This window comes from Duganella sp. LjRoot269 (assembly GCF_964254095.1).
Lineage (GTDB): Bacteria > Pseudomonadota > Gammaproteobacteria > Burkholderiales > Burkholderiaceae_D > Rugamonas > Rugamonas hordei.
On the sequence record NZ_CAXUSL020000001.1, the window covers coordinates 5,899,352 to 5,925,026 of the forward strand.

General features: G+C 65.0%; 27 protein-coding genes. 19 read left to right on the forward strand and 8 right to left on the reverse strand.

The window, feature by feature from the left end; genetic code table 11:
• Positions 1-175: 175 nt before the first annotated feature.
• Together ACSQ3S_RS26410 and hrpA are read right to left on the reverse strand one after the other, a co-directional pair.
• Positions 176-1,270, reverse strand: a complete 1,095-nt coding sequence (locus ACSQ3S_RS26410) for an extracellular catalytic domain type 1 short-chain-length polyhydroxyalkanoate depolymerase (RefSeq protein ID WP_436144260.1) — start codon at positions 1,268-1,270, stop codon at positions 176-178.
• 77 nt (positions 1,271-1,347) lie between these two features.
• Positions 1,348-5,586: an ATP-dependent RNA helicase HrpA gene (gene hrpA, locus ACSQ3S_RS26415; RefSeq protein WP_436144261.1), complete on the reverse strand. Its 4,239-nt coding sequence runs from the start codon at positions 5,584-5,586 to the stop codon at positions 1,348-1,350.
• A 55-nt stretch (positions 5,587-5,641) separates the two neighbouring features.
• Between hrpA and argA the strand changes: the two genes are divergently transcribed.
• Both argA and ACSQ3S_RS26425 read left to right on the forward strand, forming a co-directional pair.
• Positions 5,642-6,952 carry an amino-acid N-acetyltransferase gene (argA, locus tag ACSQ3S_RS26420; RefSeq protein ID WP_176654271.1) on the forward strand — a complete coding sequence of 437 codons (1,311 nt, stop codon included), beginning with the start codon at positions 5,642-5,644 and terminating at the stop codon, positions 6,950-6,952.
• Between the two features lie 35 nt (positions 6,953-6,987).
• A complete protein-coding gene (locus ACSQ3S_RS26425; protein WP_008451241.1) occupies positions 6,988-7,260 on the forward strand; it encodes an oxidative damage protection protein in 273 nt (90 codons plus the stop codon).
• A gap of 37 nt (positions 7,261-7,297) precedes the next feature.
• On the opposite strand, the gene ACSQ3S_RS26430 is transcribed toward ACSQ3S_RS26425, so the two are convergent.
• Positions 7,298-7,690 (reverse strand): hypothetical protein, encoded by a 393-nt coding sequence (locus ACSQ3S_RS26430; protein WP_413449120.1) that lies wholly within the window; start codon positions 7,688-7,690, stop codon positions 7,298-7,300.
• Entirely contained in the window at positions 7,690-8,367 is a 678-nt protein-coding gene (gene rpiA / locus ACSQ3S_RS26435; RefSeq protein ID WP_176654269.1) for a ribose-5-phosphate isomerase RpiA, read from the reverse strand. The genes ACSQ3S_RS26430 and rpiA overlap by 1 nt, the downstream gene beginning before the upstream one ends.
• Before the next feature lie 202 nt (positions 8,368-8,569).
• Between rpiA and ACSQ3S_RS26440 the strand changes: the two genes are divergently transcribed.
• The 8 genes from ACSQ3S_RS26440 (at position 8,570) to ACSQ3S_RS26475 (ending at position 14,064) form a co-directional block, all read left to right on the forward strand.
• The gene (locus ACSQ3S_RS26440) at positions 8,570-8,941 is read left to right on the forward strand and encodes a response regulator (RefSeq protein WP_353403995.1); all 372 of its coding nucleotides are present in this window, start codon (positions 8,570-8,572) and stop codon (positions 8,939-8,941) included.
• Positions 8,942-8,943: 2 nt separating this feature from the next.
• Positions 8,944-9,570: a chemotaxis protein CheC gene (locus ACSQ3S_RS26445; RefSeq protein WP_176654267.1), complete on the forward strand. Its 627-nt coding sequence runs from the start codon at positions 8,944-8,946 to the stop codon at positions 9,568-9,570.
• A complete protein-coding gene (locus tag ACSQ3S_RS26450; RefSeq protein ID WP_353403994.1) occupies positions 9,567-10,541 on the forward strand; it encodes a sensor domain-containing diguanylate cyclase in 975 nt (324 codons plus the stop codon). Before ACSQ3S_RS26445 ends, ACSQ3S_RS26450 begins: the two co-directional genes overlap by 4 nt.
• Positions 10,542-10,629: 88 nt before the next feature.
• Positions 10,630-10,863 carry a hypothetical protein gene (locus ACSQ3S_RS26455; protein ID WP_353403993.1) on the forward strand — a complete coding sequence of 78 codons (234 nt, stop codon included), beginning with the start codon at positions 10,630-10,632 and terminating at the stop codon, positions 10,861-10,863.
• Entirely contained in the window at positions 10,860-11,633 is a 774-nt protein-coding gene (locus tag ACSQ3S_RS26460; RefSeq protein ID WP_436144262.1) for a prolipoprotein diacylglyceryl transferase, read from the forward strand. Before ACSQ3S_RS26455 ends, ACSQ3S_RS26460 begins: the two co-directional genes overlap by 4 nt.
• Positions 11,630-13,102, forward strand: a complete 1,473-nt coding sequence (locus ACSQ3S_RS26465) for a radical SAM protein (RefSeq protein WP_436144263.1) — start codon at positions 11,630-11,632, stop codon at positions 13,100-13,102. The genes ACSQ3S_RS26460 and ACSQ3S_RS26465 overlap by 4 nt, the downstream gene beginning before the upstream one ends.
• A gap of 24 nt (positions 13,103-13,126) precedes the next feature.
• Complete coding sequence (locus ACSQ3S_RS26470) at positions 13,127-13,534, forward strand: DoxX family protein (protein ID WP_353403990.1); 408 nt, start codon at positions 13,127-13,129, stop codon at positions 13,532-13,534.
• A 101-nt stretch (positions 13,535-13,635) separates the two neighbouring features.
• A complete protein-coding gene (locus tag ACSQ3S_RS26475; RefSeq protein WP_353403989.1) occupies positions 13,636-14,064 on the forward strand; it encodes a VOC family protein in 429 nt (142 codons plus the stop codon).
• Here ACSQ3S_RS26475 and ACSQ3S_RS26480 read toward each other — a convergent pair.
• On the reverse strand, positions 14,061-14,909 hold the full coding sequence (locus ACSQ3S_RS26480; protein ID WP_353403988.1) for a helix-turn-helix domain-containing protein: 849 nt from the start codon (positions 14,907-14,909) through the stop codon (positions 14,061-14,063). The genes ACSQ3S_RS26475 and ACSQ3S_RS26480 overlap by 4 nt on opposite strands.
• A 106-nt stretch (positions 14,910-15,015) precedes the next feature.
• Here ACSQ3S_RS26480 and ACSQ3S_RS26485 point away from each other — a divergent pair, with 106 nt between their 5' ends.
• Positions 15,016-16,461 carry a cytochrome P450 gene (locus tag ACSQ3S_RS26485; RefSeq protein WP_436144264.1) on the forward strand — a complete coding sequence of 482 codons (1,446 nt, stop codon included), beginning with the start codon at positions 15,016-15,018 and terminating at the stop codon, positions 16,459-16,461.
• A gap of 5 nt (positions 16,462-16,466) precedes the next feature.
• Positions 16,467-17,078 carry a hypothetical protein gene (locus tag ACSQ3S_RS26490; RefSeq protein ID WP_436144265.1) on the forward strand — a complete coding sequence of 204 codons (612 nt, stop codon included), beginning with the start codon at positions 16,467-16,469 and terminating at the stop codon, positions 17,076-17,078.
• A gap of 3 nt (positions 17,079-17,081) precedes the next feature.
• Here the strand turns inward: ACSQ3S_RS26490 and ACSQ3S_RS26495 are convergent, their stop codons facing one another.
• Complete coding sequence (locus ACSQ3S_RS26495; RefSeq protein ID WP_353403985.1) at positions 17,082-17,891, reverse strand: NAD(P)H-dependent oxidoreductase; 810 nt, start codon at positions 17,889-17,891, stop codon at positions 17,082-17,084.
• An 84-nt stretch (positions 17,892-17,975) separates the two neighbouring features.
• Here ACSQ3S_RS26495 and ACSQ3S_RS26500 point away from each other — a divergent pair, with 84 nt between their 5' ends.
• The 5 genes from ACSQ3S_RS26500 to ACSQ3S_RS26520 all read left to right on the forward strand — a co-directional run bounded on the left by ACSQ3S_RS26500 (position 17,976) and on the right by ACSQ3S_RS26520 (position 20,264).
• Positions 17,976-18,875 carry a LysR family transcriptional regulator gene (locus ACSQ3S_RS26500; protein ID WP_436144266.1) on the forward strand — a complete coding sequence of 300 codons (900 nt, stop codon included), beginning with the start codon at positions 17,976-17,978 and terminating at the stop codon, positions 18,873-18,875.
• A 46-nt stretch (positions 18,876-18,921) separates the two neighbouring features.
• A complete protein-coding gene (locus tag ACSQ3S_RS26505) occupies positions 18,922-19,437 on the forward strand; it encodes a hypothetical protein (RefSeq protein ID WP_436144267.1) in 516 nt (171 codons plus the stop codon).
• Positions 19,438-19,447: 10 nt separating this feature from the next.
• A complete protein-coding gene (locus ACSQ3S_RS26510; protein ID WP_436144268.1) occupies positions 19,448-19,585 on the forward strand; it encodes a GFA family protein in 138 nt (45 codons plus the stop codon).
• Between the two features lie 150 nt (positions 19,586-19,735).
• Complete coding sequence (locus ACSQ3S_RS26515; RefSeq protein WP_176654254.1) at positions 19,736-20,050, forward strand: transcriptional regulator; 315 nt, start codon at positions 19,736-19,738, stop codon at positions 20,048-20,050.
• Positions 20,040-20,264, forward strand: coding sequence for a BrnA antitoxin family protein (locus ACSQ3S_RS26520; protein ID WP_176654253.1), 225 nt, complete (start codon positions 20,040-20,042; stop codon positions 20,262-20,264). The genes ACSQ3S_RS26515 and ACSQ3S_RS26520 overlap by 11 nt, the downstream gene beginning before the upstream one ends.
• Positions 20,265-20,286: 22 nt before the next feature.
• On the opposite strand, the gene eda is transcribed toward ACSQ3S_RS26520, so the two are convergent.
• Positions 20,287-20,910, reverse strand: a complete 624-nt coding sequence (gene eda / locus ACSQ3S_RS26525) for a bifunctional 4-hydroxy-2-oxoglutarate aldolase/2-dehydro-3-deoxy-phosphogluconate aldolase (RefSeq protein ID WP_176654252.1) — start codon at positions 20,908-20,910, stop codon at positions 20,287-20,289.
• A 3-nt stretch (positions 20,911-20,913) separates the two neighbouring features.
• Entirely contained in the window at positions 20,914-22,836 is a 1,923-nt protein-coding gene (gene edd / locus ACSQ3S_RS26530) for a phosphogluconate dehydratase (protein ID WP_353403974.1), read from the reverse strand.
• A 254-nt stretch (positions 22,837-23,090) separates the two neighbouring features.
• Between edd and pgi the strand changes: the two genes are divergently transcribed.
• On the forward strand, positions 23,091-24,740 hold the full coding sequence (gene pgi / locus ACSQ3S_RS26535; RefSeq protein WP_436144269.1) for a glucose-6-phosphate isomerase: 1,650 nt from the start codon (positions 23,091-23,093) through the stop codon (positions 24,738-24,740).
• A 5-nt stretch (positions 24,741-24,745) separates the two neighbouring features.
• Complete coding sequence (locus tag ACSQ3S_RS26540) at positions 24,746-25,642, forward strand: SMP-30/gluconolactonase/LRE family protein (RefSeq protein WP_436144270.1); 897 nt, start codon at positions 24,746-24,748, stop codon at positions 25,640-25,642.
• Positions 25,643-25,675 lie beyond the last annotated feature (33 nt).

Genomic DNA, 25,675 nt, shown 5'->3' on the forward strand with positions numbered 1-25,675 from the left:
ACATCAAAACAAGCGCGATGTTATCCCATCAATCGAGATCAGACTGAGCGAACAGAGACTTTACTGATACGCATCATGCGATAAACCCGGGGTCAGGTCTGACATTTGGACACGAACTCTGCCGTAGCGGCTGCTACGGCAGAGTTCGTGTCCAAATGTCAGACCTGACCCCGGATTAGCGCTGGTGGCGCGAGAAGAATTCCAGCATCATCTTGCTGGCGTCGGGGCCGGCTTTGGCGTTGAAGGCCAGCGCGGGATCGCCGCCGCTCCAGGCGTGGTCGAGGTCTGCGATCTGCGCCACACGCAGCAGCAGTTTTCTTCCTTCATAGAAATCATGCAGCCGGTGGGCGTTGTGACTACCGCCGCGTCCCTGCGGCCTCTCCGTGGTCTTGGGCGCTCCTCCCAGACGGTTCAGCAACAGGCTTTGCCGCGCCAGTTGATGCTGATTGACCGGCCGCACCACGCTGTCACCCTCCCCCTGGATCAGGATCGCCGGCATGCCGGGGAATTGTGGCTGGCGTATCAGCACCTCGCGCGCCGCAAGCTCGGCACGCGGGCCGGCGCCGTGCTGCATCACGCCCAGTGCGCCTATCGTGCTGTGACCTGCGCCAAACACCGGTCCCGAATGCAGCCCCACCGCCGCAAATAAACGCGGATGGTTCAGCGCGACGATGTTGGCCATGCCGGCGCCGGCCGAAATGCCGGCGATATAAATGCGCGAGCGGTCGATGGCATATTCAGTCAGCACTTTGTTGACGATGCCGACGATCATCGGCACATCGCCGCCGCCTTCCTGCGTGGCACGGTCGTACCACTTCCAGCAGCGCTGGGCGTGCGTGCTGACCAGCTGCTGCGGATACAACACGGCATAGCCCATCTCCTCGGCCCAGTGGTTCATGCGAGTGCCTTGCGCGAACTGCGTGGCGGTCTGCTGACAGCCGTGCAGCATCACCAGCAGCGGCAGGCCGTTGCGGACGGCAGCATCGGGAATCTTGTTGGGAAGGTAGAGCCAGTAGCTCATGCGGTGCCCGGAGGCGGTGAGGTGCGATGCCAGCCATTTGCCGGGCGATGGCGGAACGTGGGCAGCGGCAGGCGGCTTCGTCCGCGGCGCGGGCGCAGCCACGCGCGGCGCGGCGGCCGGCGTTCGCTTGCGCTTGGATTTAGGCTTGGTCTTCGGCGTGGCTGCGGCCGTGGCCGCGACAAGCAATTTCGTCATGCGCTTGCCCGAGCGAACCAGGCTGCGCAGCAAGCCGGCGGTTTTGAGCTTCATGGCGACATTCTCCTGTTGAGATAAAGTCTACCGCGAAAACCCCTCCGGCCTGCGTACGCCAGCGCGCTTAACGGCGTCTAGCGTTGCATCGATTCCCACACTTTCTGCAGACGCTTGGCCGACACCGGCATCGGCGTGCGCAGCTCCTGCGCGAACAGCGATACCCGTAACTCCTCCAGCATCCAGCGGAACTCGACCAGCTTCGGATCGGTGTTCTTGCCCGCCGATTTATCCTTGGCCACACGCTGATACAGCATCGCCGCCTGCTGCCACTCGGCCATCAATTTCGCATCGCGGGACGGATCCCCGCGCAGCTTCTCGATGCGCACGTTCATCGCCTTCAGGTAGCGCGGGAAATGCGACAGCTGGCTGTACTCGTTCTCCGACAGGAAACGTTTGTTGACCAGCCCTTGCAACTGCGCCTGCATGTCCGCCGCCGCCGGCGCCGGCAGTCCTTGCAGACGCTTGGGCAAGCCATGGAACTCGGTCAGCACCGACGACAGCAAACGCGCGATCTCGTTCACCAGCAGCACCAGGCGCGACTTGCCCTCGTCCTTGCGCTTGGCGAAGCTGGCCGCGTCCACCGGCAGCGGATCCTGCAGGCAGGCGATGTCCAGCGCCTTGTTGATGATCTGCTCGCGCAGCTCTTCCTGCGTGCCCATGCTCATGAACTGCATGCCCATCTGCTGCAGCCCGGGGATGCTCTTTTCGATGAACTTGATCTGGTCCTTCATCTGCAGCGAGAACAGGCGGCGCAAGCCCACGCGGTGCGTGCGCGCGGCCACCGTCGGATCGTCGAACACTTCCAGGTCGCAGTGCGTGCCCTTGTCGACCAGCGCCGGGAAGCCGATCAGGGTCAGCTTGCCCTGGGCGATTTCCAGCAGCTCCGGCAGCTCGCCGAAGGTCCACGAGGTCAGGCCGGTCAGCGTGATGTTGTTGGTGGACGTGGCCGGCGCGGCGGCTTTCTGGGCCGTCGGTGCGACGCTGCCGCTGCCCTTCGGCGGCACCACGGCGCGCGCGGCCACCGTCGACTGCGGCCCCGAAGCCTCCGCCATCTTCTGGAAGCTCTCGCGCGCCTGCATGCCGAATTCCGCCTGCAGCGTGGCCAGGTTGCGGCCCATTTCCAGCTGGCGTCCGTGCTCGTCGATCACCTTGAAATTCATGAAGTGGTGGGCGGGCAGCGTCTCCGGCTTGAAGTCGGTGGTCAGCACCGAAATCGTGATCTGGGTGCGAATATCGGCGATGATCGCGTCGATCAAGTCGCCGCGCCCGAACACGCCCGCTTCGTGCACACGCTCGCAGAACCTGGCCGCGTAATCCGGCAGCGGCACGCAATGGCGGCGCAGCTTTTGCGGCAGGGACTTCAGCAGCAGATGCACCTTCTCCTTCAGCATGCCCGGCACCAGCCACTCGCAACGCTCGCGCGGCAGCTGGTTCAACGCATACAGCGGCACGGCCAGCGTGACGCCATCGCGCACGCTGCCAGGCTCGAAGTGATAGGTCAGCGCCAGTTCGAGACCGGTGACCGACATGATCTTCGGGAACAGGTCGGTGGTGACGCCGGCCGCTTCATGCCGCATCAATTCGTCGCGGTTCAGATACAGCAGCTTCGGCTCGGCGGCCGTCGCATCCTTGTGCCACTTCTCGAAGCCGGCGCCGTTGACCACGTCGGCCGGTATCAGCTTGTCGTAGAAGGCAGCGATCAGTTCGTCGTCCACCAGCACGTCCAGGCGGCGCGACTTGTGTTCGAGGTTTTCGATTTCCTTGATCAGCTTATGGTTGTGGGCGAAGAACGGCGCCCGTGTCTCATAGTCGCCGCCGACCAGCGCGTCGCGGATGAAGATCTCGCGCGCCTCGACAGGATTGAACAAGCCGTAGTTGATGCGGCGCTGGCTGTACACCACCAGGCCGTACAAGGTCGCGCGTTCGGACGCGGTCACCTGCGCCGATTTTTTCTCCCAGCGCGGCTCGCCCCACGATTTTTTCAGCAGGTGGCCGCCGACCTTCTCCAGCCACTCCGGCTGGATCTGCGCCACGCAGCGCGCATACAGGCGCGTGGTGTCGACCAGTTCGGCCGCCATGATCCACTTGCCCGGCTTCTTCAGCAGCGAGGAACCCGGCCAGATATTGAACTTGATGCCGCGCGCGCCCAGGTAGCCGGCGCCCGGTTCGTCTTCGCTCTTGAAGCCGATATTGCCCAGCAAACCAGTCAGTAGCGCCAGATGCAGGTTTTCGTAAGTGGCCGGCGTTTCGTTGACGCGCCAGCCCTGCTCCTTGACGATGGTCAGCAGCTGCGAGTGGACGTCGCGCCATTCGCGCAGGCGCAGTTGCGACAGGAAGTTGGTGCGGCAGTTGTCCATCAGCTGGCGATTGGTCTTCTTGTGCTCAATCGCGTTTTCGAACCACTTCCAGATCTTGATATAGCTGAGGAACTCGGACTTCTCGTCGGCGAACTTCTTGTGCGCCTCGTCGGCCGCCTGCTGGTGCTCCATCGGACGGTCGCGCGGATCCTGCACCGACAGTGCCGAGGCGATGATCAGCACTTCCTCCAGGCAGACATTGTCCAGCGCAGCCAGAATCATGCGGCCGACGCGCGGATCGAGCGGCAGCTTGGACAGCTTCTTGCCCAGTGGCGTCAGCTGGTTGTATTCGTCGACGGCGCCCAGTTCCTGCAGCAGCTGGTAGCCGTCGGCGATGGCGCGGGCCAGCGGCGGCTCGATGAACGGGAAAGTCTCCACGTCCGTCAGGTGCAGGGACTTCATGCGCAGGATGACCGACGCCAGCGACGAGCGCAGGATTTCCGGCTCTGTGAACTTCGGCCGCTGCAGGTAGTCCTGCTCTTCGTACAGGCGGATGCAGACGCCATCGGCCACACGGCCGCATCGGCCGGCGCGCTGGTTGGCCGCCGACTGGGCGATCGGCTCGATCTGCAGCTGCTCGACCTTGTTGCGGTAGCTGTAGCGCTTCACGCGGGCCAGGCCAGCGTCCACCACGTAGCGGATGCCGGGCACGGTCAGCGATGTCTCTGCCACGTTGGTGGCCAGGACGATGCGGCGCGCGTTGGTCAGCTTGAACACGCGCTCCTGCTCCTCGGCCGACAGGCGGGCGAACAGCGGCAGGATTTCCACGTGCGGCGGATGGTGCTTGCGCAGGGCTTCGGCGGCGTCGCGGATTTCGCGTTCGCCGGGCAGGAACACCAGCACGTCGCCGGAGCCTAGGCGCGCCAGTTCGTCGACGCCGTCGATCACGGCGTCCATCAGGTCGCGCTTTTCGCGGGCGGCGGCGGTGCGCTGGCCCTTGCCTTCGGCGTTGGCCACGGCCGGATTGATTACATCGCTTTCGATCGGGCGGTAGCGCACTTCCACCTTGTACAGGCGGCCGGAAACCTCGATCACCGGCGCCGGCTTTTCCGGCGTGCCGAAGTGGCGCGAGAAGCGCTCGGCGTCGATGGTCGCGGAGGTGATGATCACCTTCAGGTCCGGGCGGCGCGGCAGCAGCTGTTTCAGGTAGCCGAGCAGGAAGTCGATGTTCAGGCTGCGCTCGTGCGCCTCATCGATGATGATGGTGTCGTAGCCCTTGAGCAACGGGTCGGTCTGCGTTTCGGCCAGCAGGATACCGTCGGTCATCAGCTTGACCGAGGCGCCCTTGGTCAGCGTGTCGGCGAAGCGGACCTTGAAGCCGACCGTCTCGCCCAGCGGCGTACCCAGCTCCTGCGCGATGCGCTTGGCGGTGGACGAGGCGGCGATACGGCGTGGCTGCGTATGGCCGATCAGGCCTTTCTGGCCGCGTCCCAGCTCCAGGCAGATCTTCGGCAGCTGCGTGGTCTTGCCCGAGCCGGTTTCGCCGGAAACGATGATGACCTGGTTGTTGGTCAGCGCTTCGGCGATTTCCTGGCGGCGGCCTGAGACCGGCAGGTCCTCGGGATAGGTGATCGGCGGCAGCGGGTTGCGGAAATTGCGTTCGGCTTCCTTGGCGGCCAATTCCTCCGGCGTCAGGCGTGGCCGCGGCTCGCGGCGCGGCGGCGGGACCAGCGAACCCTCGCCGTCCGGCAGCGGCGCGCGGGCCGGACGCGGAACGTGCGCCGCTTGCGGCTGCCCTTCCGCGCGCGATGGGCGCTGCGCCCCACCTTGCGGACCGCCCTGCGGACGCGCAGCGCGCTGCTGGCCGCTCTGGCGTGCCTCCCCTTGCGGGCGTGGCTGCCCCTGCCCCTGCCCTTGCCGGGCGTTGGGCGCTTGCGGAGTGCGGGGGCGGACGGCGTTTTGCGGATTGGCGGGCGCGCTATTTGCGCCTTTTGGCTTGTTGCTGGCTTCTGACATTGTTTTTTACAAAGGTTTTGGCGCGGAAGTCGCGCACCGAATTATAATGCGGCTAATGGAAAACCCTACCCAATTCGTCCAATGGCTGCGTTCCGTCGCGCCCTACATCCACGCCTTCCGTGGCAAGACCTTCGTGGTCGCCTTCCCTGGTGAGCTGGTCAGCGCCGGCGCCTTGCAGGTGCTGGCCCACGATCTGTCGCTGCTGCACGCGCTCGACATCAACGTTACCGTGGTCTACGGCTCGCGCCCGCAGGTGGCCGAACAGCTGGCGCTGCGTAACGTCGAAGGCCGCTTCCACAACGGCGTGCGCATCACCGACATCGCCGCCATGGAGTGCGCCAAGGAGGCCGCCGGCGAACTGCGCCTCGACATCGAGGCCGCGTTCAGCCAGGGCTTGCCGAACACGCCGATGTCCAACGCGGCGATTCGTATCATTTCCGGCAACTTCATCACCGCCCGTCCGCTGGGCGTGATCGACGGCGTCGACCTGGAGCTGACCGGCGTCACCCGCAAGGTCGACGCCGAAACCATCCACTCCATCCTCGGCTCGGACGGCCTGGTGCTGCTGTCGCCGCTGGGCTTCTCGCCGACCGGCGAGGCGTTCAACCTGACGATGGAAGACGTGGCCTGCGCCACCGCCATCGCGCTGCACGCCGACAAGCTGATCTTCATCACCGAAACCGGCATGATGACCGACGCCGGCGGCGCCGAAATCCGCGAGCTGTCCTCGCACCAGGCCGAAGCCGTGCTGCAGGCCGGCTTCCTGCCGGACGCCACCGCCTTCTACCTGAAACACTGCATCAAGGCCTGCGACAACGGCGTCGAGCGCTCGCACATCGTCTCGTTCAGCATGGACGGCTCGGCGCTGCTGGAGCTGTTCACCCACGATGGCGTCGGCACCATGATCTCGCACGAGAACCTGGAATCGCTGCGCCAGGCCACAATTGAGGACGTCGGCGGGATTATCAAGCTGATCGAGCCGCTGGAGGCCGACGGCACGCTGGTCAAGCGCGGCCGCGAGCTGATCGAGCGCGAAATCGATTACTTCTCCGTCATCGAGCACGACGGCGTGATCTTCGGCTGCGCCGCGCTGTACCCGTTCCCGGAACAGAAAATGGCCGAAATGGCATGCCTGACCGTCAACCCCGAGGTCCAGGCCCAGGGCGACGGCGAGCGCATCCTCAAGCACATGGAGAACCGCGCGCGCTCCATCGGCGTGCAAAAGCTGTTCGTGCTGACCACCCGCACCTCGCACTGGTTCCAGAAGCGCGGCTTCGTGCCGACCACCGTGGACGCCCTGCCGAAGGACCGCCAGCGCATGTACAACTGGCAGCGCAAATCACAGGTTCTGGTTAAGACCTTATAATCACGGATTCACATACCGCTTTAGGAGCAACACTGATGGCCCGCACCGTTCAATGCATCAAACTCAACAAGGAAGCCGAAGGCCTGGACTTCCCGCCGTATCCGGGTGAACTGGGTAAGAAGATCTATGAATCGGTTTCCAAGGAAGCCTGGGCCGCGTGGCTCAAGCACCAGACCATGCTGGTCAACGAAAACCGCCTGAACCTGGCCGACCAGCGCGCCCGCAAATACCTGGCGACGCAGATGGAAAAGCACTTCTTCGGCGACGGCGCCGACGCCGCCATGGGCTACGTGCCGCCGACCGAGTAAGTCCGGCAACGCTGGCGGCGCCCGCCGCCAGCGCGTACTACATCGCTTTACACTGTTTCAGCTCGCACTTCGCAATGAAGACCTTGCCGCTTTCGCAAGTCATGCGGTAAATCTCGACCGGTCCCGGTTCGCTCACCAATCCAGCTCCCCACCCGCCCGTGCAGCCCTGATGCTTGGCCAGGTTCTCCACCGTCGCCGACGACACGCCGGCGCGGAACGGCACCTTCTCGATCTCGACACCGTCGACGCGCGCCAGCGGCGTGCCATCGGCGGCCGTGGTGCGCGGCGCCGGCTTGCGCGCCGCCGCCAGCGCGCGGGCGGCCTCGGCCTCCTCGTCGCGCTGTTTGGACGGCAGCCACGAACAGGCTCCCAGCGCGGCGCTCAACAACGCGCCACCGCACAACAGCAGTACCAGTGAGCGGCGGCTCATCAGAATTTCAGCGTCTTGACGCCGTCGGCCGTGCCCAGCAGGCAGACGTTGGCGCCGCGCGCCGCGAACAGGCCTACCGCGATCACGCCGACGATCTGGTTGATCTGCTGCTCCAGGCCGACCGGGTCGGTGATCGACAAGCCGGCCACGTCGATGAGCATGCCGCCGTTGTCGGTGATGAAAGCTTCCTCGGTGCCCGGCTTCAGGCGCAGCTTCGGCGTGCCGCCGAGCTTGGCCAGCGCGCGGGTGACCGAGGCACGCGCCATCGGCAGCACTTCCACCGGCAGCGGGAACTTGCCCATCACCTCGACCAGCTTGGAACCGTCGGCGATGCAGACGAACTGCTTCGACACCGAGGCGACGATCTTCTCGCGCGTCAGGGCGGCGCCACCGCCCTTGATCATCGCGCCGGCGTTGGTGATTTCGTCGGCGCCGTCGATGTAGACGGCGATCTCCGGCACGTCGTTCAGGTCGAACACTTCGATGCCGTGGCCGCGCAGGCGCGCCGCGGTCGCTTCCGACGACGCCACCGCGCCCTTGATGCGGTGCTTGATCTTGGCCAGCTCATCGATGAAGAAATTGGCGGTGGAGCCGGTGCCGACGCCGATGATCTCGTTTTCCACCACGTATTCGATGGCGCTACGGGCTACGGCTTGTTTCAGTTCGTCTTGGGTCATGATGTTTCTATAAGAGAGGGGAATTCAATACCGCTATTCTAACGGATCCCCGTTTTCACCCCAGAAAATTGCGCTCAGACAATATCAAAATCGCCCCGGTGTCGCAGACACGCACAAGTGTCACGATGGTCGCCAGTTGGCCCCCTGGATATGCGAGAATAGTTTCCATGCAGAGCATAAAAAAAGATCGCCGGAGATACAGATGACACAAACCAAAACCGTCTTGATAGTCGATGACAGCCGCGTTTCGCGGTTGATGGCGCGCCAGTACATCACCGGCTTGCATGCCGATTGGGTCGTCGAGGAAGCCGGCACCGGCGAAGAGGCGCTGCTCAAGGCGCGCACCGCGCATCCCGACCTGATCCTGATGGACGTCAACATGCCCGGCATGGGCGGCATCGCCGCCGCCGAACTGCTGCGCCAGGAATTTCCCGCCCTGCCGATCTCGCTGCTGACGGCCAACGTGCAGAGCGCCACCCGCGACCGCGCGGCCCAGCTGGGCATAGGCTTCATGGAAAAGCCGATCACCGAGGCGCGCATCGCGCAACTGCTCTCCACGCTGGAAGCGGCGTAGCCATGTTCAACCTCTCCGAACTGGAAAACGATGCGCTGATCGAGATCTTCAACATCGGCGTCGGCCAGGCGGCGGCGTCGATGAGCGCCATCGTCAACGAAGCGGTGCACATGTCGGTGCCGTCGATCAGCTTCATCAACCGCTCCGAGGCGGCGCGCCTGCTGGGCGCCAAGGACGACGAGACCGAGCGCATCTGCGGCGTCAGCCAGCACTACGAGGGCGCGTTCTCGACCGAGGCGATCCTGATGTTCCCCGAGGATAAAAGCCTGGAGATCGTGCGCCTGATGGTGGGCGAGTCGGTGCCGCTCAAGGAGCTGACCGAAATGGAACAGGAGGCGATGTGCGAGATCGGCAACATCATCCTCAACTCCTGCGTCGGCACGCTGGCCAACATCTTCCAGCGCGAGCTGCACGGCTCGCTGCCGGCTTACCACGTGGGCACCAGCGACGAAATCCTGGTCGCCTCCGGCAGCCAGCCGGACACCGTGGTGCTGATGCTGCACATCGATTTCGTGCTGGAGAAGCACCAGATCCACGGCTACGTCGCCTTCGTGCTCGACATCTCGGCGCTGCACGACCTGAAGGAACAGATCAACCTCTACATCGCCCGCGCGATGGGCCAGGCATGATGGATACCCCGTCCGTCCCCCACCGGCTCAACCTGCTGCACAGCGTGCTGTGCGCGGTAAACCTGGGCGTGATCATGCTCGACGGCGAGCGCCGCATCGTGCTGTGGAATTCGTGGATGGCCAGGCATTCCGGCCTGGGCCACGAACAGGTGATCGGCGCCGATTTCTTCAGCGTCTGCCCCGGCCTGCGCGGCGGCCGCGTCGACGCCGCCATTCAGCAGGCGCTGTACAACAACTTCCCGTCGCTGCTGTCGCAAACGCTGAACAAGGCGCCGTTCGAGCTGTACGCCAATCCGGCGGCGGCGGCCCGCAACGAGCGCGTCCAGCAGGCGGTGGAGATCACGCCGATCGCGGTGGAAGGCGCGCCGCGCCATTGCCTGATACAGATCAACGACGTCAGCATCGCCGTCGGCCGCGAGAAGCTGCTGCGCGAGCAGGCCATGGTACTGCGCTCGCAAACCTTCTCCGACGGCCTGACCGGCATCGCCAACCGCCGCCACTTCGACGTCGCGATGGAGAAGGAGCACCGGCGCGCCAAGCGCGGCGGCACGCCGCTGTCGCTGCTGATGATAGACATCGACCACTTCAAGGCCTACAACGACCACTACGGCCACCAGAAAGGCGACCAGTGCCTGATCCAGGTGGCCGCCGCGCTGGCCGGCATGCTCAAGCGCCCATGCGACCTGATGGCGCGCTACGGCGGCGAGGAATTCGCCATGATACTGCCCGAGACCGACGTCGAGCAGGCCACGCTGATGGCCGAGGCGATCCGCGCCCGCACGCAGGAGCTGGCGATCCCGCACGAGCGCAACAACAGCGAGGCCAAGCTGATCACCGTCAGCATCGGCATCGCCACGCAGAAGGTCGATGCCGCGGTCGACATCGAAGCGCTGATCGGCGCCGCCGACCGCGCGCTGTACAACGCCAAGCGCGCCGGCCGCAACCGCATTGTCGCGCGGCTGCCGGACTGATACCGGGCCGCTGTGACAATTGTTGACTATTCCGGCCGCGCGGCATCGTATAGTACCGGCTTCCGGACAACCTACTGCTGACATTCCGATGATTACTTTTCTGCGCTGGATTAGCATCGCCGTCTGTTCAGTCTTCATGCTCGGCTTCGGCATCTGCGGCGCCTTCGGCGTGATCGGCGGCACGGTGGCGCGCGACGCCGGCGCCCTGCTGATGATGGGCGTACCCGGCGCGATCGGCCTCGGCCTGGCCTACGGCTGCTTCCGCCTGATCCGCACACTGGCCAAATCAGACCAGCCCGGCCAGCCGGAACGCGGCGATTGAACGCGCCGGTGTTTGCGCCGGCCACGGCGCACCTGCTGCACCTGCTGTTTGAATGGGCCGCGCTGGCGGCCGGCGTGCAGATCTACCGCCGGCAAAGCGCCGGCAGCCTGCTGCAGCCGGGCCGCTACGCGGTGGTCATCGGCTGCATCCTCGGCGCGGCCATCGGCAACAAGCTGGTGTTCTGGATAGAGTTCCCCCATCTGTGGCGCACGCTGTCGGCCGACGCCGGCGTGTGGATGTCGGGCCAGTCCATCGTCGGCGGCCTGCTGGGCGGGCTGCTGGGCGTCGAACTGGCCAAGAAGCTGACCGGCGCGCGCGCGTCCACCGGCGACCAGTTCGTGCTGCCGCTGGTGGCCGGCACGGTCGTCGGCCGCATCGGCTGCTTCCTGGCCGGACTCAACGACGGCACCTACGGCACGCCGACGGCGCTGCCGTGGGGTGTCGATTTCGGCGACGGCATCGCCCGCCATCCCACCCAGCTGTACGACATGGCCTTTGCGCTGCTGTGGGGCGGCGCGCTGCTGGCCACGCGCGAGCGCTGGCGCGCCAGGCCGGGACTGATGTTCAAGTTCTACCTGGCGGGCTACCTGCTGTGGCGGCTGTGGGTCGACGGCCTCAAGCCGGTGCCGTATTTCTATCCCGCACAGCTGAGCGGCATCCAGCTGGTCTGCCTGGTGGCGCTGCTGTGCTACACGCCGCTGCTGCTCCGTCAACTCCTACGCCCCCATGCCCATGCGCCGGCCGGCGCCGCCAACCGAGAAATAACATGAGCAGAAAAACCCGCCCCTACCTGTTTTACGACACCACGACGTCGGTCTGCTCCACCTGCCTGCATCCGGTGGAAGCGAAGATCATCTTCAAGGACGATCACGTCTACATGGACAAGTGGTGCCAGGCCCACGGCACCGAGCGGGTGCTGATCAGCGACGACGTCGAGTACTACCGGCTGTGCCGCGAAGTCTTCGTCAAGCATCCCGAGATGCCGCAGATCTTCAACACGCGCATGGAATACGGCTGCCCCTACGACTGCGGCCTGTGCCCGGACCACATGCAGCACTCCTGCCTGTCGGTGGTCGAGATCACCGACAACTGCAACCTGAACTGCCCGGTGTGCTACGCCGAAAGCGGCCCCCATCGCGAGACGCACAAGTCGCTGGACGAGGTGCTGCGCATGCTCGACGCGGTGGTCGCCAACGAGGGCGAGGCCGACGTGGTGCAACTGTCCGGCGGCGAGCCGACGCTGCATCCGCAGTTCTGGGACATCCTCGACGCGGCCAAGGCGCGCCCGATCAAGCACGTGATGGTCAACACCAACGGCATCGCCATCGCCCAGGACCCGGCGTTCGCGCAGCGGCTGGCCGGCTACGCGCCGGGCATCGAAGTCTATCTGCAGTTCGACTCGCTGCGCGGCGAAGTCCACAAGACGCTGCGCGGGGCCGACCTGACGCGCATCCGCCGCCAGGCGCTCGAGCACCTGAACGCGGCCGGCCTGTCGACCACGCTGGTGGTGACGCTGAAGAAGGGCCTGAACGACGATGAAATCGGCGCCATCATCGAGTTCGCGTTGAGCCAGCCCTGCGTGCGCGGCGTGACGCTGCAGCCGATCCAGGACGCCGGCCGGGTCGAGGACTACGATCCGCGCCTGCACCGGCTGACGGTGTCCGAAATCCGCCGCAAGATCGCCGAGCAGAGCGCGCTGTTCACGCTCGCGGACGTGGTGCCGGTGCCGTGCAATCCCGACACGCTGGCGATGGCCTACGCGATCAAGACGGCCGACGGCGCCGTGCCGCTGACCCGCTATCTCGATCCGCAGACGCTGGTCGAAGGCAGCGCCAACACCATCGTCTTCGAGCGCGACGAACAGTTCAAGGCCAGCATGAAGGACCAGGTGTTCAAGCTGTTTTCCACCAACCACTCGCCGGAATCGCAGGCCAACTGCCTGTCCGAACTGATGTGCTGCCTGCCGCTGATCGCCGCGCCCGAGCAACTCCGCTACGACAATGTGTTCCGGGTGCTGATCGTGCAGTTCATGGACGCGTATTCGCTCGACGTGCGCGCGCTGAAAAAATCGTGCATCCATTTCGCCCAGCCGGACGGCAAGATGATCCCGTTCGAAAGCTACAACCTGCTGTACCGCGACCCGCGCCGCCTCGACGCCATCCGCGGCATTATCGACGCCCAGACGCGGCAGCGCAGGCAGTTGCGCAAGACGGTGTCGATCATGCCGGCCCAAGTGTAAAAACAACAATATCCTGGAGACCTTATGAAAATATTTACTCGCGCGACGGCAGGCACCGACCTGTTGCGCCTCGTCCTGTGCGCACTGATCTTCACCCACGGCGCCTACCGTTTCTATGAAGGCAGCAGTCCCATCCTCGGGCAAATCCTCGAAGACCAGGGCTTCCCGGGCGGCAGCGGCACCATCCTGGCCTACGCGGTCAACGTGACCGAGACGCTGGGCTCGCTGCTGCTGGCCATGAAATTATTTACCTTGCCCGTCTGCGCCGCGCTGACTATCATCTACACCACCGGCATCATCCTGTTCCACCGCCACAACGGCTTCTTCGTGGTCGGGCCGGGCACCGGAGGCTGGGAATACAGCGCGCTGCTGATTACCTGCCTGGTGACCACCGCGTGGGAAGACTGGAAGCAAAAAATCTCCGTACGATAATCGTCCCGATGGAGGATAGCCATGCGCAACGCCGCCACACTCACCGTTTTACCGCCTGACCGTATTGCAATGCATGGCGTTCGCGCCGCGGAAGGCGCGGCATGACGCAACTGGCGCCCAACCGTTCGATCCAGGACGTGATGGTGATCCCGGTGCTGCACTACCAGGACGTGGCGGTGGCGGCGCAATGGCTGTGCGAGGCGTTCGGCTACAGCGAGCGGCTGCGCATCGGCGACCATCGGATCCAATTGAACATCGCCGGCGGCGCCGGCGCGGTGGTGGTGGCGCAGCGGCCGCAGCCGGCGCCGGCCTGTCCCCATCCCTGCCACTCGATCATGGTGCGGGTCAGCGACATCGACCAGCACTACAAGCGCGCCATGGCCAGCAAGGCGCGCTCGCTGAGTCCGCCGACCAACTACCCGTTCGGCGAGCGGCAGTATTCGGTGGCCGATCCCGGCGGCCACATCTGGACCTTCTCGCAAACGACGGCCGACATCGATCCCGCCACCTGGGGCGGCACCCTTCTTTAAGTCCAGATGCGGTAGATCCAGTAGCTTTCGTCTTCGGACTTCAGGATGCGGGCCAATTCGTGCGGGCTGTGGCCTGTGATTTCGCGCGCCTCGCGGCACAGGTGGGCCTGGTCGGAATAGCCGCCGCGCGCGGCCACGTCGGACCACAACACCTTGCCCGCCATGAACTCCTCGCGCGCGTCGAAGAACGATTGCTCGGCGCGCTGCAGGCGCAGCAGCTTGCGCATCGGCTGTCCGGCGCGCGCCTTGATGTGGCGCTCGATGCTGCGCACGCCCCGTCCCAGCGCGGTATCGGCCACCTGCCACGCCAGATGCCGCACCCAGTCGCCCGCCGTGGCGCCCGGACCGCCGGGACGCGCCGCCTGCCAGCGCGGCTCGAGGAACGCTTCCAGCACCGCCAGGCGCGCCTGGTCGTCGGCGGCGGCCAGCAGCGCGTCGGACATCGCACCCCATTCCGGCCCCAGCACCCGCTCGACCGCATCCCAGCGGTTGACCCACGCCGGCACGTCGATGCCGCTCAGCGCGTGCATGGCCTGCGGATAAAACATCACCATGAACACGCGCACCGGCCCGGGGTTGTAGGTCGCCATGGGCCGTGTCTGCGGACCGACGAAGACGGCACGCAGTTCCTCGTGCGGCATGCCCGCCGGCTCGACCACCTCGGCCTCGCCTTCGATGAACCAGGTGATGGAACAATGGGGCGTGGCCGGGAAATGATTGAAGCGGTCCGCCGCATCGGCCAGCGGCGCCTCCACCGTGCTGCGCGTGATGTAGGCGCGCACGCAGGAGGCCAGCGCAAAGGGCGGCACGATCAGGCGCGTCAGGGAGGGTTCGGTGGCGGTCATTTGCAAAGTTTATACTAAAGCGCGGCGGCCGGCGGCGTGTCGCAAACGTTCAATACGCGCCGCCGCCGCCAAGGCATAGTGAGGCATCGTCACACAAGGAAGCCACATGGAGAACACGATCACCGCCCCTGCCGCCCCTGCCGCCAACCGTCTGCGCACCATAGACAGCCTGCCGGGGCCGCGTCCCTGGCCGCTGGCGGGCAACCTGCCGCAAGTCCGCCCGCTGCGCGTGCACCGCGACGTCGAGGCCTGGAGCAAGCGCTATGGCCCCATGTTCAGGATCAAATTCGGTCGCACGCCCATCCTGGTGCTCGCCGGCCACGACCTGGTCAACGCCGTGCTGCGCGATCGCCCGGACGGCTTCCGCCGGCCGTCGATCACCACCCAGGTGTCCGACGAAATCGGCGGGCGTCCCGGCGTGTTCATGGCGGAAGGCGCGGCGTGGCGCGACCAGCGGCGCATGGTGATGGCCGCGCTGGCGCCGCACGCGGTGAAGGCCTACTTTCCGTCGCTAGTATCGGTGGGACTGCGCCTGCAACGCCGCTGGCGGCAGACGGTGAGCGACGGCACCGTCATCGACCTGGCCGAAGACCTGAAGCGCTTCAGCGTCGACGTGATCGCCGGCCTGGCCTTCGGCACCGAGGTCAATACCATCGACGGCGGCGAGGACGTCATCCAGCGCCACATGGACGTGATCTTGCCGGAGATCGCGCGCCGCTCGATCGCGCTGTTCCCGTATTGGCGCTACGTCAAGCTGGCGCGCGACCGCCATCTGGACCAGTGCGTGACCGCGCTGAGCAAGGCAGTCGATGACTTGATCGCCACCGCACGCGCCTGCATCGCAGCCGAACCGGCACGGCGCCAGCATCCCGTCAACCTGCTCGAAGCGATGATCTGCGCGGCGGACGAAGGCGGCAGCGGCGTCGACGACATCGCCGTGGCGGGCAACGTCACCACCATGCTGCTGGCCGGCGAAGACACCACCAGCAACACGTTGGCGTGGATGCTGTACCTGCTGCAGCGGAATCCGGCCACGCTGCAAAAGGCCCGGGAAGAAGTCATGCGCGTGGCGCCCGATGCCGCCGCCTTCACCGTCGAGCAGATGGATGCGCTGGACTACCTCGACGCCTGTGCTCAGGAAGCGATGCGCCTCAAGCCGGTGGCGCCGTTCATTCCGCTCGAAGCGCTACGCGACAGCGTGGTCGGCGATGTGCGGGTGCCGGCCGGCAGCCTGGTGTGGTGCGTGATGCGCAACGACAGCGTCAGCGAAAGCCACGTCGCGCAGGCCGGCCTGTTCGATCCGGACCGCTGGCTGAAGCGCGGCGAAGACGCGATGGACAAACATGTGTCGATGCCGTTCGGCGCCGGCGTGCGCACCTGCCCCGGCCGTTACCTGGCGCTGCTGGAAATCAAACTCGCCAGCGCCATGCTGCTCAGCAGCTTCGACATTGAGTCCATCGATACGGCCGATGGCGAAGAGCCGGAAGAGCTGATGGGCTTCACCATGTCGCCGGTCGGCCTGCGCATGCGGGTACGCAACCGCGCGGAGTGAGCCGCGTGCCGCACAAGATCCATCGCATCGGCGCCTGCGTGCTAGGCGCCTTCCTGACGCTGCATCTACTCAACCACCTGCTGGCGATCGGCGGCCCGGAGGCGCATATCCACTTCATGGAGGCGTTTCGCGCGGTGTACCGCAACCGCGTGGTCGAAGTCATCCTGCTGCTGTGCGCCGCCAGCCAGGTCGCCAGCGGATTGATCTTCATTCGTCGCCGCTGGCGCGACCGGCATCAAGGACTGGACCTGTTGCAGCTCGGTTCAGGGCTGTACCTGGCGTTCTTCCTGCTGGTGCACGTGAGCGCGGTACTGGCCGGGCGCACGCGGTTCGGGCTGGATACGAACTTCTACTACGCCGCCGCGGGCATGCACGTGCTGCCGTATCGCTACTTCTTCATGCCCTACTACTTCCTCGCCGTGCTGGCGATCACGGTCCATCTGGCGCGGGCGCTGCACTGGCTTGCGCATGATCGCCTCAGCGCCGCGACGCTGCGTATCGCCAAGGTGCTGCTGGTGATAGGCGGCTTCACGGCCGCCACGCTGATCATCGCGGCCTTCTCCGGCGGACTGCATGACATAACGGTGCCGGCGAAATATCTCGCCACGTTCCGCTGACCGTCATCCCACACGAGGCGCCGGCAGGGCGTCCGCTGCAACGAGATGCGCGGCAAAGCCCGACAGCCCTGGCGCCACATCGGCTTTCAATGTCATGGCGGGGATGTCGTAGTCGCCGCCATTCTGAGGGCGGAACGGTATCGGCGCGGTTTGCGCAAGCGTGTCGAGGCGCTCTCCGAGTTCGCCGCACACGGCGGAGAATCTGGCGTCGTCCATGCGTTCGGCGCGATAGACCACCAGCGGCGGCAGGACATCGAAGCCGGGGTAGTACAGGATGCCATGCTGAATGGGGAACAGCAGGTCGTCGATAGCACCGTTGACGCCGCGCGGGCCGTAGTGCGACGCCCATCCGCCGGCCGTGACCACCAGCATGGCGCGCTTGCCGGCCAGCGTGCCCTCGCCGTAGCGGTCTCCCCAGCGCACATCCGAATGCTCGCCGACGCCGTAGCCGAAGCCGAAGGCATAGACACGTTCAACCCAGCCTTTCATAATGGCCGGCATGGAGAACCACCACATCGGGAACTGGAAGATGACGGTATCGGCCCAGCGCAGCTTGTCCTGCTCGCTGGCGATATCGGCGCTCTGTAAATCGTTGGCGTAGGCGCGCCGGGAATCCGCCACCGGGTCGAAACGGTCGCCGGCCGGGCCGCCGACGACATCGCCGGCATCGACCAGCGCCTTCCATTTCATCGCATACAGGTCGGATACCTGGACGGCGTGCCCCGCCGCTTCCAGACGCCGCACCGCAAAGTCCTTCAACGCGCCGTTCAACGACTTCGGTTCGGGGTGGGCATACACAATCAGAACATTCATCACGCTACTCCTTGACTGGAAAACACCAGCATAGGAGCAGATGAGGTATATTGAAAATGAATTTCTAATATTCCAGGTATAGCCATGAATAATCTCAGACGTCTGGACCTCAACCTGCTGGTGACGCTGGACGTGCTGCTCTCGGAGCACAACGTGACGCGGGCGGCGCAGCGCTTGAACTTTTCGCAGCCATCCATCAGCGTGCACCTGTCGAAGCTGCGCGACATCTTCGGGGATCCGCTGCTGCTGCCCGGGCCGCGCGGCATGCGGCCCACCGCGCGCGCCGAACAATTGCGCGAGCCCTTGCGGCTGGCGCTGGAAGCGCTGGGCCGTGCGGTGTCGCCAGCCAGTCCGTTCGATCCGCGCGAGGCGAACCAAACGTGGCGCGTGGCCGCCAGCGACTATGGCGAATCGACCATCCTGCTGCCGGCGCTGGCGGGCTTGCGCGCGGCGGCTCCGGGAACGCGGCTGGCGGTGCTTGAACTGATCCCGCCACGCATCGCCAGGCAGGCGGAATCGGGCGAGATCGACCTGGCCCTCCACACCAGCGAGGAAGCGCCGCCGGGCATGCGCCATCGGCTGCTGTTCCGGGAGCGCTACGTGCTGGCGGGACGCAGCGACCATCCGCGCCTGAAACGACGGCCGACGCTGGCGCAGTTCTGCGCCATGGAGCATGTCATCGTATCGCCCGACGGCGGAGGGTTCAGCGGCGTCACGGACCATGCGCTGGCGGCGGCGAGCTTGCCGCCACGGCGGGTGGCATTGTCGGTGCCGCACTTTTTGTTTGTGATATCGGCGCTGGCGAGTACCGATATGGTCGCGATGCTGCCGGAGCGGCTGGTGCAAGACCATCCCGCACTGCGCTGCGTGGCGCCGCCGGTCGAGGTGCCGGGCTATGAGATGGCCATGTTGTGGCACGAGCGCTCGCATCGCGACCCGGCGCATCAATGGCTGCGCGAGTACATCGCCCGCACGGTGGCTTGAGGTTATACTTCGGCGCTGAAGGCCTAGTCACCAATGAAGGATGTACATGAAGATGCTGTCTCGCGTTGACGCGAACGTCGCTGCCGAAATCCACCGGCAGTTTCCGCAATTGAAGCAAATCAGGGATCTGGACTCGGCCGGCGGCATGCAGCGCCTGGCGATCTCCGTGTTCGACCACTGGCTCGACGACGAGAGCGAATGGCATCTGCTGGATTGCCTCGAAGGCCAGGAGCGCGTACAGCGCAACAAGAAATTCGAGCAGCACTGGGCGGCGTTGTTCGACCTGACGCCGATCTACACGCTGCGCCACCGAGGCCGCTGGCCGGCCAAGGCCAAGCTGGTGCTGAAGCGCTACACCGACCGCGAAGGTTTCCTGCGCCAGTCGCGCTTCAACGACTACGGCGTGCCGTCACAATTCATCATCCTGCCGGAACTGGGCTGCATCTACGCGGCCGGCTGGGACGATACCAATATCCTCTACTTCCAAAACAAGGAACAAGCCGCGCCGGTACTGGAACTTGCCACGAAGGCGGGCCTGTTCTGCCTGAATCCCAACCGCTGAACGCGACGATATGACATCCAGAATCGCGTCCTACTCATGCGGGCAACCGAGCATTGAGGTACAAGGCGAGCCACGCGACGTGGGTGTCTGTCACTGCTTCGCCTGCCAGCGCAGGACGGGCAGCGTTTGTTTCCATAAAGATCCTTGAAATTTCTTCCTTCTTCGAGCAGTTTGATCGATATGATCAAACTGCTCAACCCGCCGCCGCGCTAATCTCAGGAGACCTTATTTTCCCAGAGACAAACTATGACGATGGCGACATCTCCCGCAGTCTGGCTGTTAAGCGTAGAATTTCATCATGCGCACTGTGGCTGAAACATCCGTGTTCATCCGCTACGCCATCGAAGTTTGGAGCGATACCGAGCGTATGGAATTCATTTCATGGATTGCGAGCCACCCGGACGCTGGTGATGTCATCCCGGGTAGTGGCGGCTGCAGAAAAGTGCGGTGGTCAAGACGGGGCCACGGCAAGCGAGGCGGCGCAAGGGTTATCTATTTTCGCGGCACTGACGAGGTTATCTGGCTCCTTATCGTCTATGCAAAGTCTGCATTTGACAAACTCGCGCCATCTTTTCTGGCCGAACTGAAAAAAGGAATTGAAGATGCCATCTGATAAAGAGGAGTTCCAGCGAGATTTACTGGAATCGGTAAAACAGATGCGTTCGGGACAGGCGGCGCGTCTGACCCAACTGAAAACACAGGACGCGATGGAAAGCGCGGTAGATGTTTCTCTGCGCCTTACCGTTGAAGTCCTTGAACGCTGGAAAGCCACCGGCCCAGGGTGGCAACAGCGCATGAGCGATTTGCTGAGTAAAACGGCGCCCTAGGCGCCGCTTCTTGTCAACTAACTTAGCGCAAGCCGCTGGCTGCCTTGGCCAGGTCGGTGATGCGCTCCCAGTCGCCAGCAGCGATAGCATCCTTCGGCGTCAGCCACGAGCCGCCCACGCAGGCGACGTTCTTCAGCGACAGGAACTGCGACGCGGTCTCTTGCGAGATGCCGCCGGTCGGGCAGAACGTCACGTCCGGCAGCGGACCGTAGATCGCGTTCAGCATGCCGATGCCGCCCGCCGGCACCGCCGGGAACAGCTTCAGTTGGCGGAAGCCCTGCTCGCGCGCGGCCATCACTTCCGACGGCGTCATCACACCCGGCAGCAGCGGCAGGCCGCTGCTCTTGGCGGCGGCGATCAGCGCCGCCGTCAAGCCTGGCGAGACGCCGAACACCGCGCCCGCATCGCGCGCGGCGGCAAATTCCTCCGGCTGCGTCAGCGTGCCGACGCCGACGATCGCGCCTTCGACGGCCGACATGGCCTTGATCGCGCCCAGGCCGTGCTTGGTGCGCAGCGTTACTTCCAGCACGCGGATGCCGCCGGCCACCAGCGCCTTCGCCAGCGGTACTGCATGTTCAGGTTCGTCAATCGCGATCACGGGGATCACGGCCGAAGTACGCATAATGTCGAGCAGAGTCATGGTCATGATTTACGCTTCTTTCTTCATCGAGTAATCTTCATCGGAACCTGGCACGGTATTGCCGACCGGGTCTTTGTCATGCAGGCCTACCGTGGTGGGAATCGGCGACGGCAGCCCAAAGGTGGTGGCGCCCTTCTCCGCTTCGCATACGCTGTTGCGGAACATGGCGAACAGTTCGCGGCCCATGCCCACGCCGTTCGGCGTCAGGTCGGCCGTGGCCAGCGAGCGCGAATGCCAGACGCTCGATTCGACCAGCGCTTCCAGCGTGCCGGTCTTGGCGCAGACGCGGATGATGTCGCCGTCGCGCACCAGGCCGAGCGGACCGCCGGCCAGGATCTCCGGCGATACGTGGATCGCCGCCGGCACCTTGCCGGACGCGCCGGACATGCGGCCGTCGGTCACCAGCGCCACGTGGCGGCCGGCGTCCTGCAGGTTGGCCAGCGCCGGGGTCAGCGCATGCAGTTCCGGCATGCCGTTGGCGCGCGGGCCCTGGAAGCGCAGCACGGCGACGAAGTCGCGGTCCAGCGTGCCGGCCTTGTAGGCGTCCATGAAATCTTCCTGCGAGTTGAATACCAGCGCCGGCGCTTCCACCGTCTGGTGTTCCGGCTTCACGGCCGAGACCTTCATCACGGCGCGGCCCAGGTTGCCCTGTACCAGCACGGTGCCGCCGTCCGGCGAGAACGGCGCGGTGATCTTGCGCAGCACCGCTTCGTCGCCCGACTCGGTCGGGGAGTCCTTCCAGACCACGCCCTTGCCGCCTTCGCCCAGGAACGGCTCGGCGCAGTGCGCGCGCAGGCCCTTGCCCAGGATGGTGGTGACGTCGTCGTGCAGCAGGCCGCCGTCCAACAGTTCGCGGATGACGAAGCCGGTGCCGCCGGCGGCGTGGAAGTGGTTCACGTCGGCGTTGCCGTTCGGGTAGATGCGGGTCAGCAGCGGCACCACTTTCGACAGCTCGTCGAAGTCGTTCCAGTCGATGACGATGCCGGCCGCCTTGGCGATGGCCACCAGGTGCAGCGTGTGGTTGGTCGAGCCGCCGGTGGTCAGCAGCGCGACGACGGCGTTGACGATGGACTTCTCATCGACCACGTGGCCGACTGGCAGGTATTCGTTCGATTGCGCGGTGATGACGGCGGCGCGCTTGGCGGCGGCCTTGGTCAGTTCGTCGCGCAGCGGCGTGTTCGGAGTGATGAAGGCGGCGCCCGGCAGGTGCAGGCCCATGACTTCCATCAGCATCTGGTTGCTGTTGGCGGTGCCGTAGAAGGTGCAGGTGCCGGCGCTGTGGTAGGACTGCGATTCGCCTTCCAGCAGTTCGGCGCGGCCGACTTTACCTTGCGCGTACAGCTGGCGGATCTTGGCTTTCTCGGAATTGGACAGGCCGGTGGTCATCGGGCCGGCCGGCACGAACACCGCGGGCAGGTGGCCGAAGTGCAGCGCGCCGATCAGCAGGCCCGGTACAATCTTGTCGCACACGCCCAGGTAGACGGCGGAGTCGAACATATTGTGCGACAGCGCCACGGCGGTCGCCATGGCGATCGCGTCGCGCGAGAACAGCGACAACTCCATGCCCGGCTGGCCTTGCGTGACGCCGTCGCACATGGCGGGCGTGCCGCCGGCGAATTGGGCCACGGCACCGACTTCGCGCACGGCGTCCTTGATCAGCGCCGGGAAGCCTTCGAACGGCTGGTGCGCCGACAGCATGTCGTTGTAGGCCGAGACGATCGCCACCGACGGCTTCTTGAGTTCCTTCAGCGACAGCTTGTCGTTGGCGGGGAAGGCGGCAAAGCCGTGCGCCAGGTTGGTACAGGCCAGAGCGCCGCGCTGTACGCCCTTGACGCGGGCCGCTTCAAGATGGGCCAGATACGCGCCGCGCGATGGTTTGCTGCGCTGGATAATGCGAGCGGTGACGGTTTCCAGGACTGGATGCAGGGCCATGAACGTTCCTTATCAATGAATTCCGTGAAATTTTACTACAAAAATTCGATTTCATCCGACTTTTCTTATCGGACGATGGCCAAAGTCGATCACGCGGGCGTCACGTACTCGAGGGCGTGCCGGCCGGTCTTGCCCGGCATGGGAGCGGTAACAATGCAAAAATCCTACCGTTTTGACGTAACCGTAGTGAATTTACCGTTTTTTCCTGTATCATTCACGCATCCCTCCCTCAGACTAACGACGCCCACATCATTATGCGCCAGCCTGCACTGACCTCCACCGCCAGCTTCCTCGCCCTCGAATCCCATGCCGCCGACGCCAAAGACTGGCAATTGCGCCAGTTGTTCGCCGCCGACGCCCAGCGCTTCCCCAAACTGACGGTCGACGCGGCCGGCCTGTTCCTCGATTATTCGAAGAACCGCCTGGACGCGGCCACCGTCGGCCTGCTGCTGGACCTGGCCCGCGAACGCGGCGTGGAGCGCCAGCGCGACGCCATGCTGAGTGGCGAGAAGATCAATCTTACCGAACATCGCGCAGTGCTGCACACGGCGTTGCGTATGCCGCGCGGCAAAGCCTTGACGGTGGACGGCCAGGACATCGCCCACGACGTGCACGCGGTGCTGGACCAGATCAAGGATTTCACCGACCGCGTGCGCAGCGGCGCCTGGCTGGGTTATAGCGGCAAGCCGATCACCGACGTCGTCAACGTCGGCATCGGCGGTTCCGACCTCGGGCCGAAGATGGCCGTGCTGGCGTTGCGCTCGTACGCGCACCCGCGCCTGAAGATGCATTTCGTCTCCAACGTCGACGGCCATGACATGGACGCCGCGCTGGCGCAGGTCAACCCCGAGACCACGCTGTTCATCATCGCCTCCAAGACCTTCGTCACGGCCGAGACCATGCTCAACGCCGGCACCGCCCGCAACTGGTTCCTGCAGACGGCCAAGGAAGAGGACCTGGCGCGCCACTTCGTCGCCGTCTCCACCAACACCGAGGCGGTGAAGGCCTTCGGCATCGATCCGGCCAATATGTTCCCGTTCTGGGACTGGGTCGGCGGCCGTTATTCGGTATGGTCGGCGATCGGCCTGGCGGTGGCGCTGGCGGTGGGCTTCGGCTACTTCAGCGACTTCCTCGCCGGTGCGCACGCGATGGACGAACACTTCCGCGAGGCGCCGCTGGAGCAGAACATGCCGGTGCTGCTGGCGATGATCGGCTTCTGGAACCGCCAGTTCCTCGGTGCCGGCTCGCTGTCGATCGCGCCCTACCACCAGGACCTGAACCGCTTCCCGGCCTACCTGCAGCAGCTCGACATGGAGAGCAACGGCAAGCGCGTCACCCGCGGCGGCGGCGAAGTCGACACGCCGACCTGCCCGGTGGTGTGGGGCGAATGCGGCACCAACGCGCAACACGCCTACTTCCAGCTGCTGCACCAGGGTACGGACATCGTGCCGATCGACTTCATCGCCGCGCTGCGCGCCACGCACGACCTGGCGGGCCACCACGATTCGCTGCTGGCCAACTGCTTCGCGCAGTCGGAAGCCTTCATGACCGGCAAGACCGCCGACGAAGTGCGCGCCGACCTGAAAGCGCAAAACCTGGGCGCCGAGGAAATCGAAGCGCTGGTGCCGCACAAGACTTTCCCCGGCAACCGTCCGTCGAACACCATCCTGATGGACCAGCTGACGCCGTCGGCGCTGGGCGCCCTGATCGCGCTGTACGAGCACAAGACCTTCGTGCAGGGCGTGATCTGGGACGTCAACAGCTTCGACCAGTGGGGCGTGGAGCTGGGCAAGGTACTGGCCAAGAACATCCATGCGGAACTAACCGGCGACGTTAAGCCCGAGCGCCACGACAGCTCCACCAATGGCCTGATCATCATGGCCAAGGCAGCACAACACCAGTGACCACGATGAATACTCCACATATAGAAGTCGCCTTCGACGCAGTCATGCAAACCGGCGAGTGTCCGCTGTGGCATCCGGAAGAACAGGCGCTGTACTGGGTCGACATTCCCGCCTTCACCGTGCACCGCCTCGATCCATCCAGCGGCGCGCACCGTTCGTGGAAGCTGGCCAGCGAGCCGGCCACGCTGGCCATCAGCGACAAGGGTGGCCTGATCGTCGCCATGCGCAGCGGCTTCGCGCACCTGGACACGGGCAGCGATGAAGTGCGCCTGACCGACATCGCCGCCGCGCCCTACGACACCGCCATCACCCGCTTCAACGACGGCCACGTCGACGGCGCCGGCCGTTTCTGGGTCGGCACCATCTACGAGCCGCGCGACAAGCCGGCCGCCGAGATGTTCGTGCTGGAGAAAGGCGAAATCCGCAAGGCCTGGTCGGGCGGCATGACCAACTCGAACGGCCTCGGTTTCAGCCCGGACTACAAGACCATGTACCACGCCGACACCAGCGCGCACCGCGTCAGCCGTTTCGATTTCGACGTCGCGCGCGGCACGGTCGACAACCAGCGCCTGCTGATGCAGTTCTCGATGGACAAGGAGAACAACTACGGCGGCCGTCCTGACGGCGCCGCCGTCGACAGCGAAGGCAACTACTGGGTGGCGATGTTCGAAGGCGCGCGCCTGGTCAAGCTGTCGCCGCCCGGTGAATTGATCGGCGAGATCAAGTTGCCGGTGCGCTGCCCGACCATGATGGCGTTCGGCGGCGCCGACCTGCGCACCCTGTACGTCACCAGCGCGGGCGCGCGTCCGGCGCCGGAACTGGCGCAGTATCCGCTGAGCGGCAAGCTGCTGGCCATCCGCATGGACGTGGCCGGCCGCGCGGAACCTGCGTATATCGAATAAACTGGATGTCGCACCTCGGGCATTTGTAGTAAA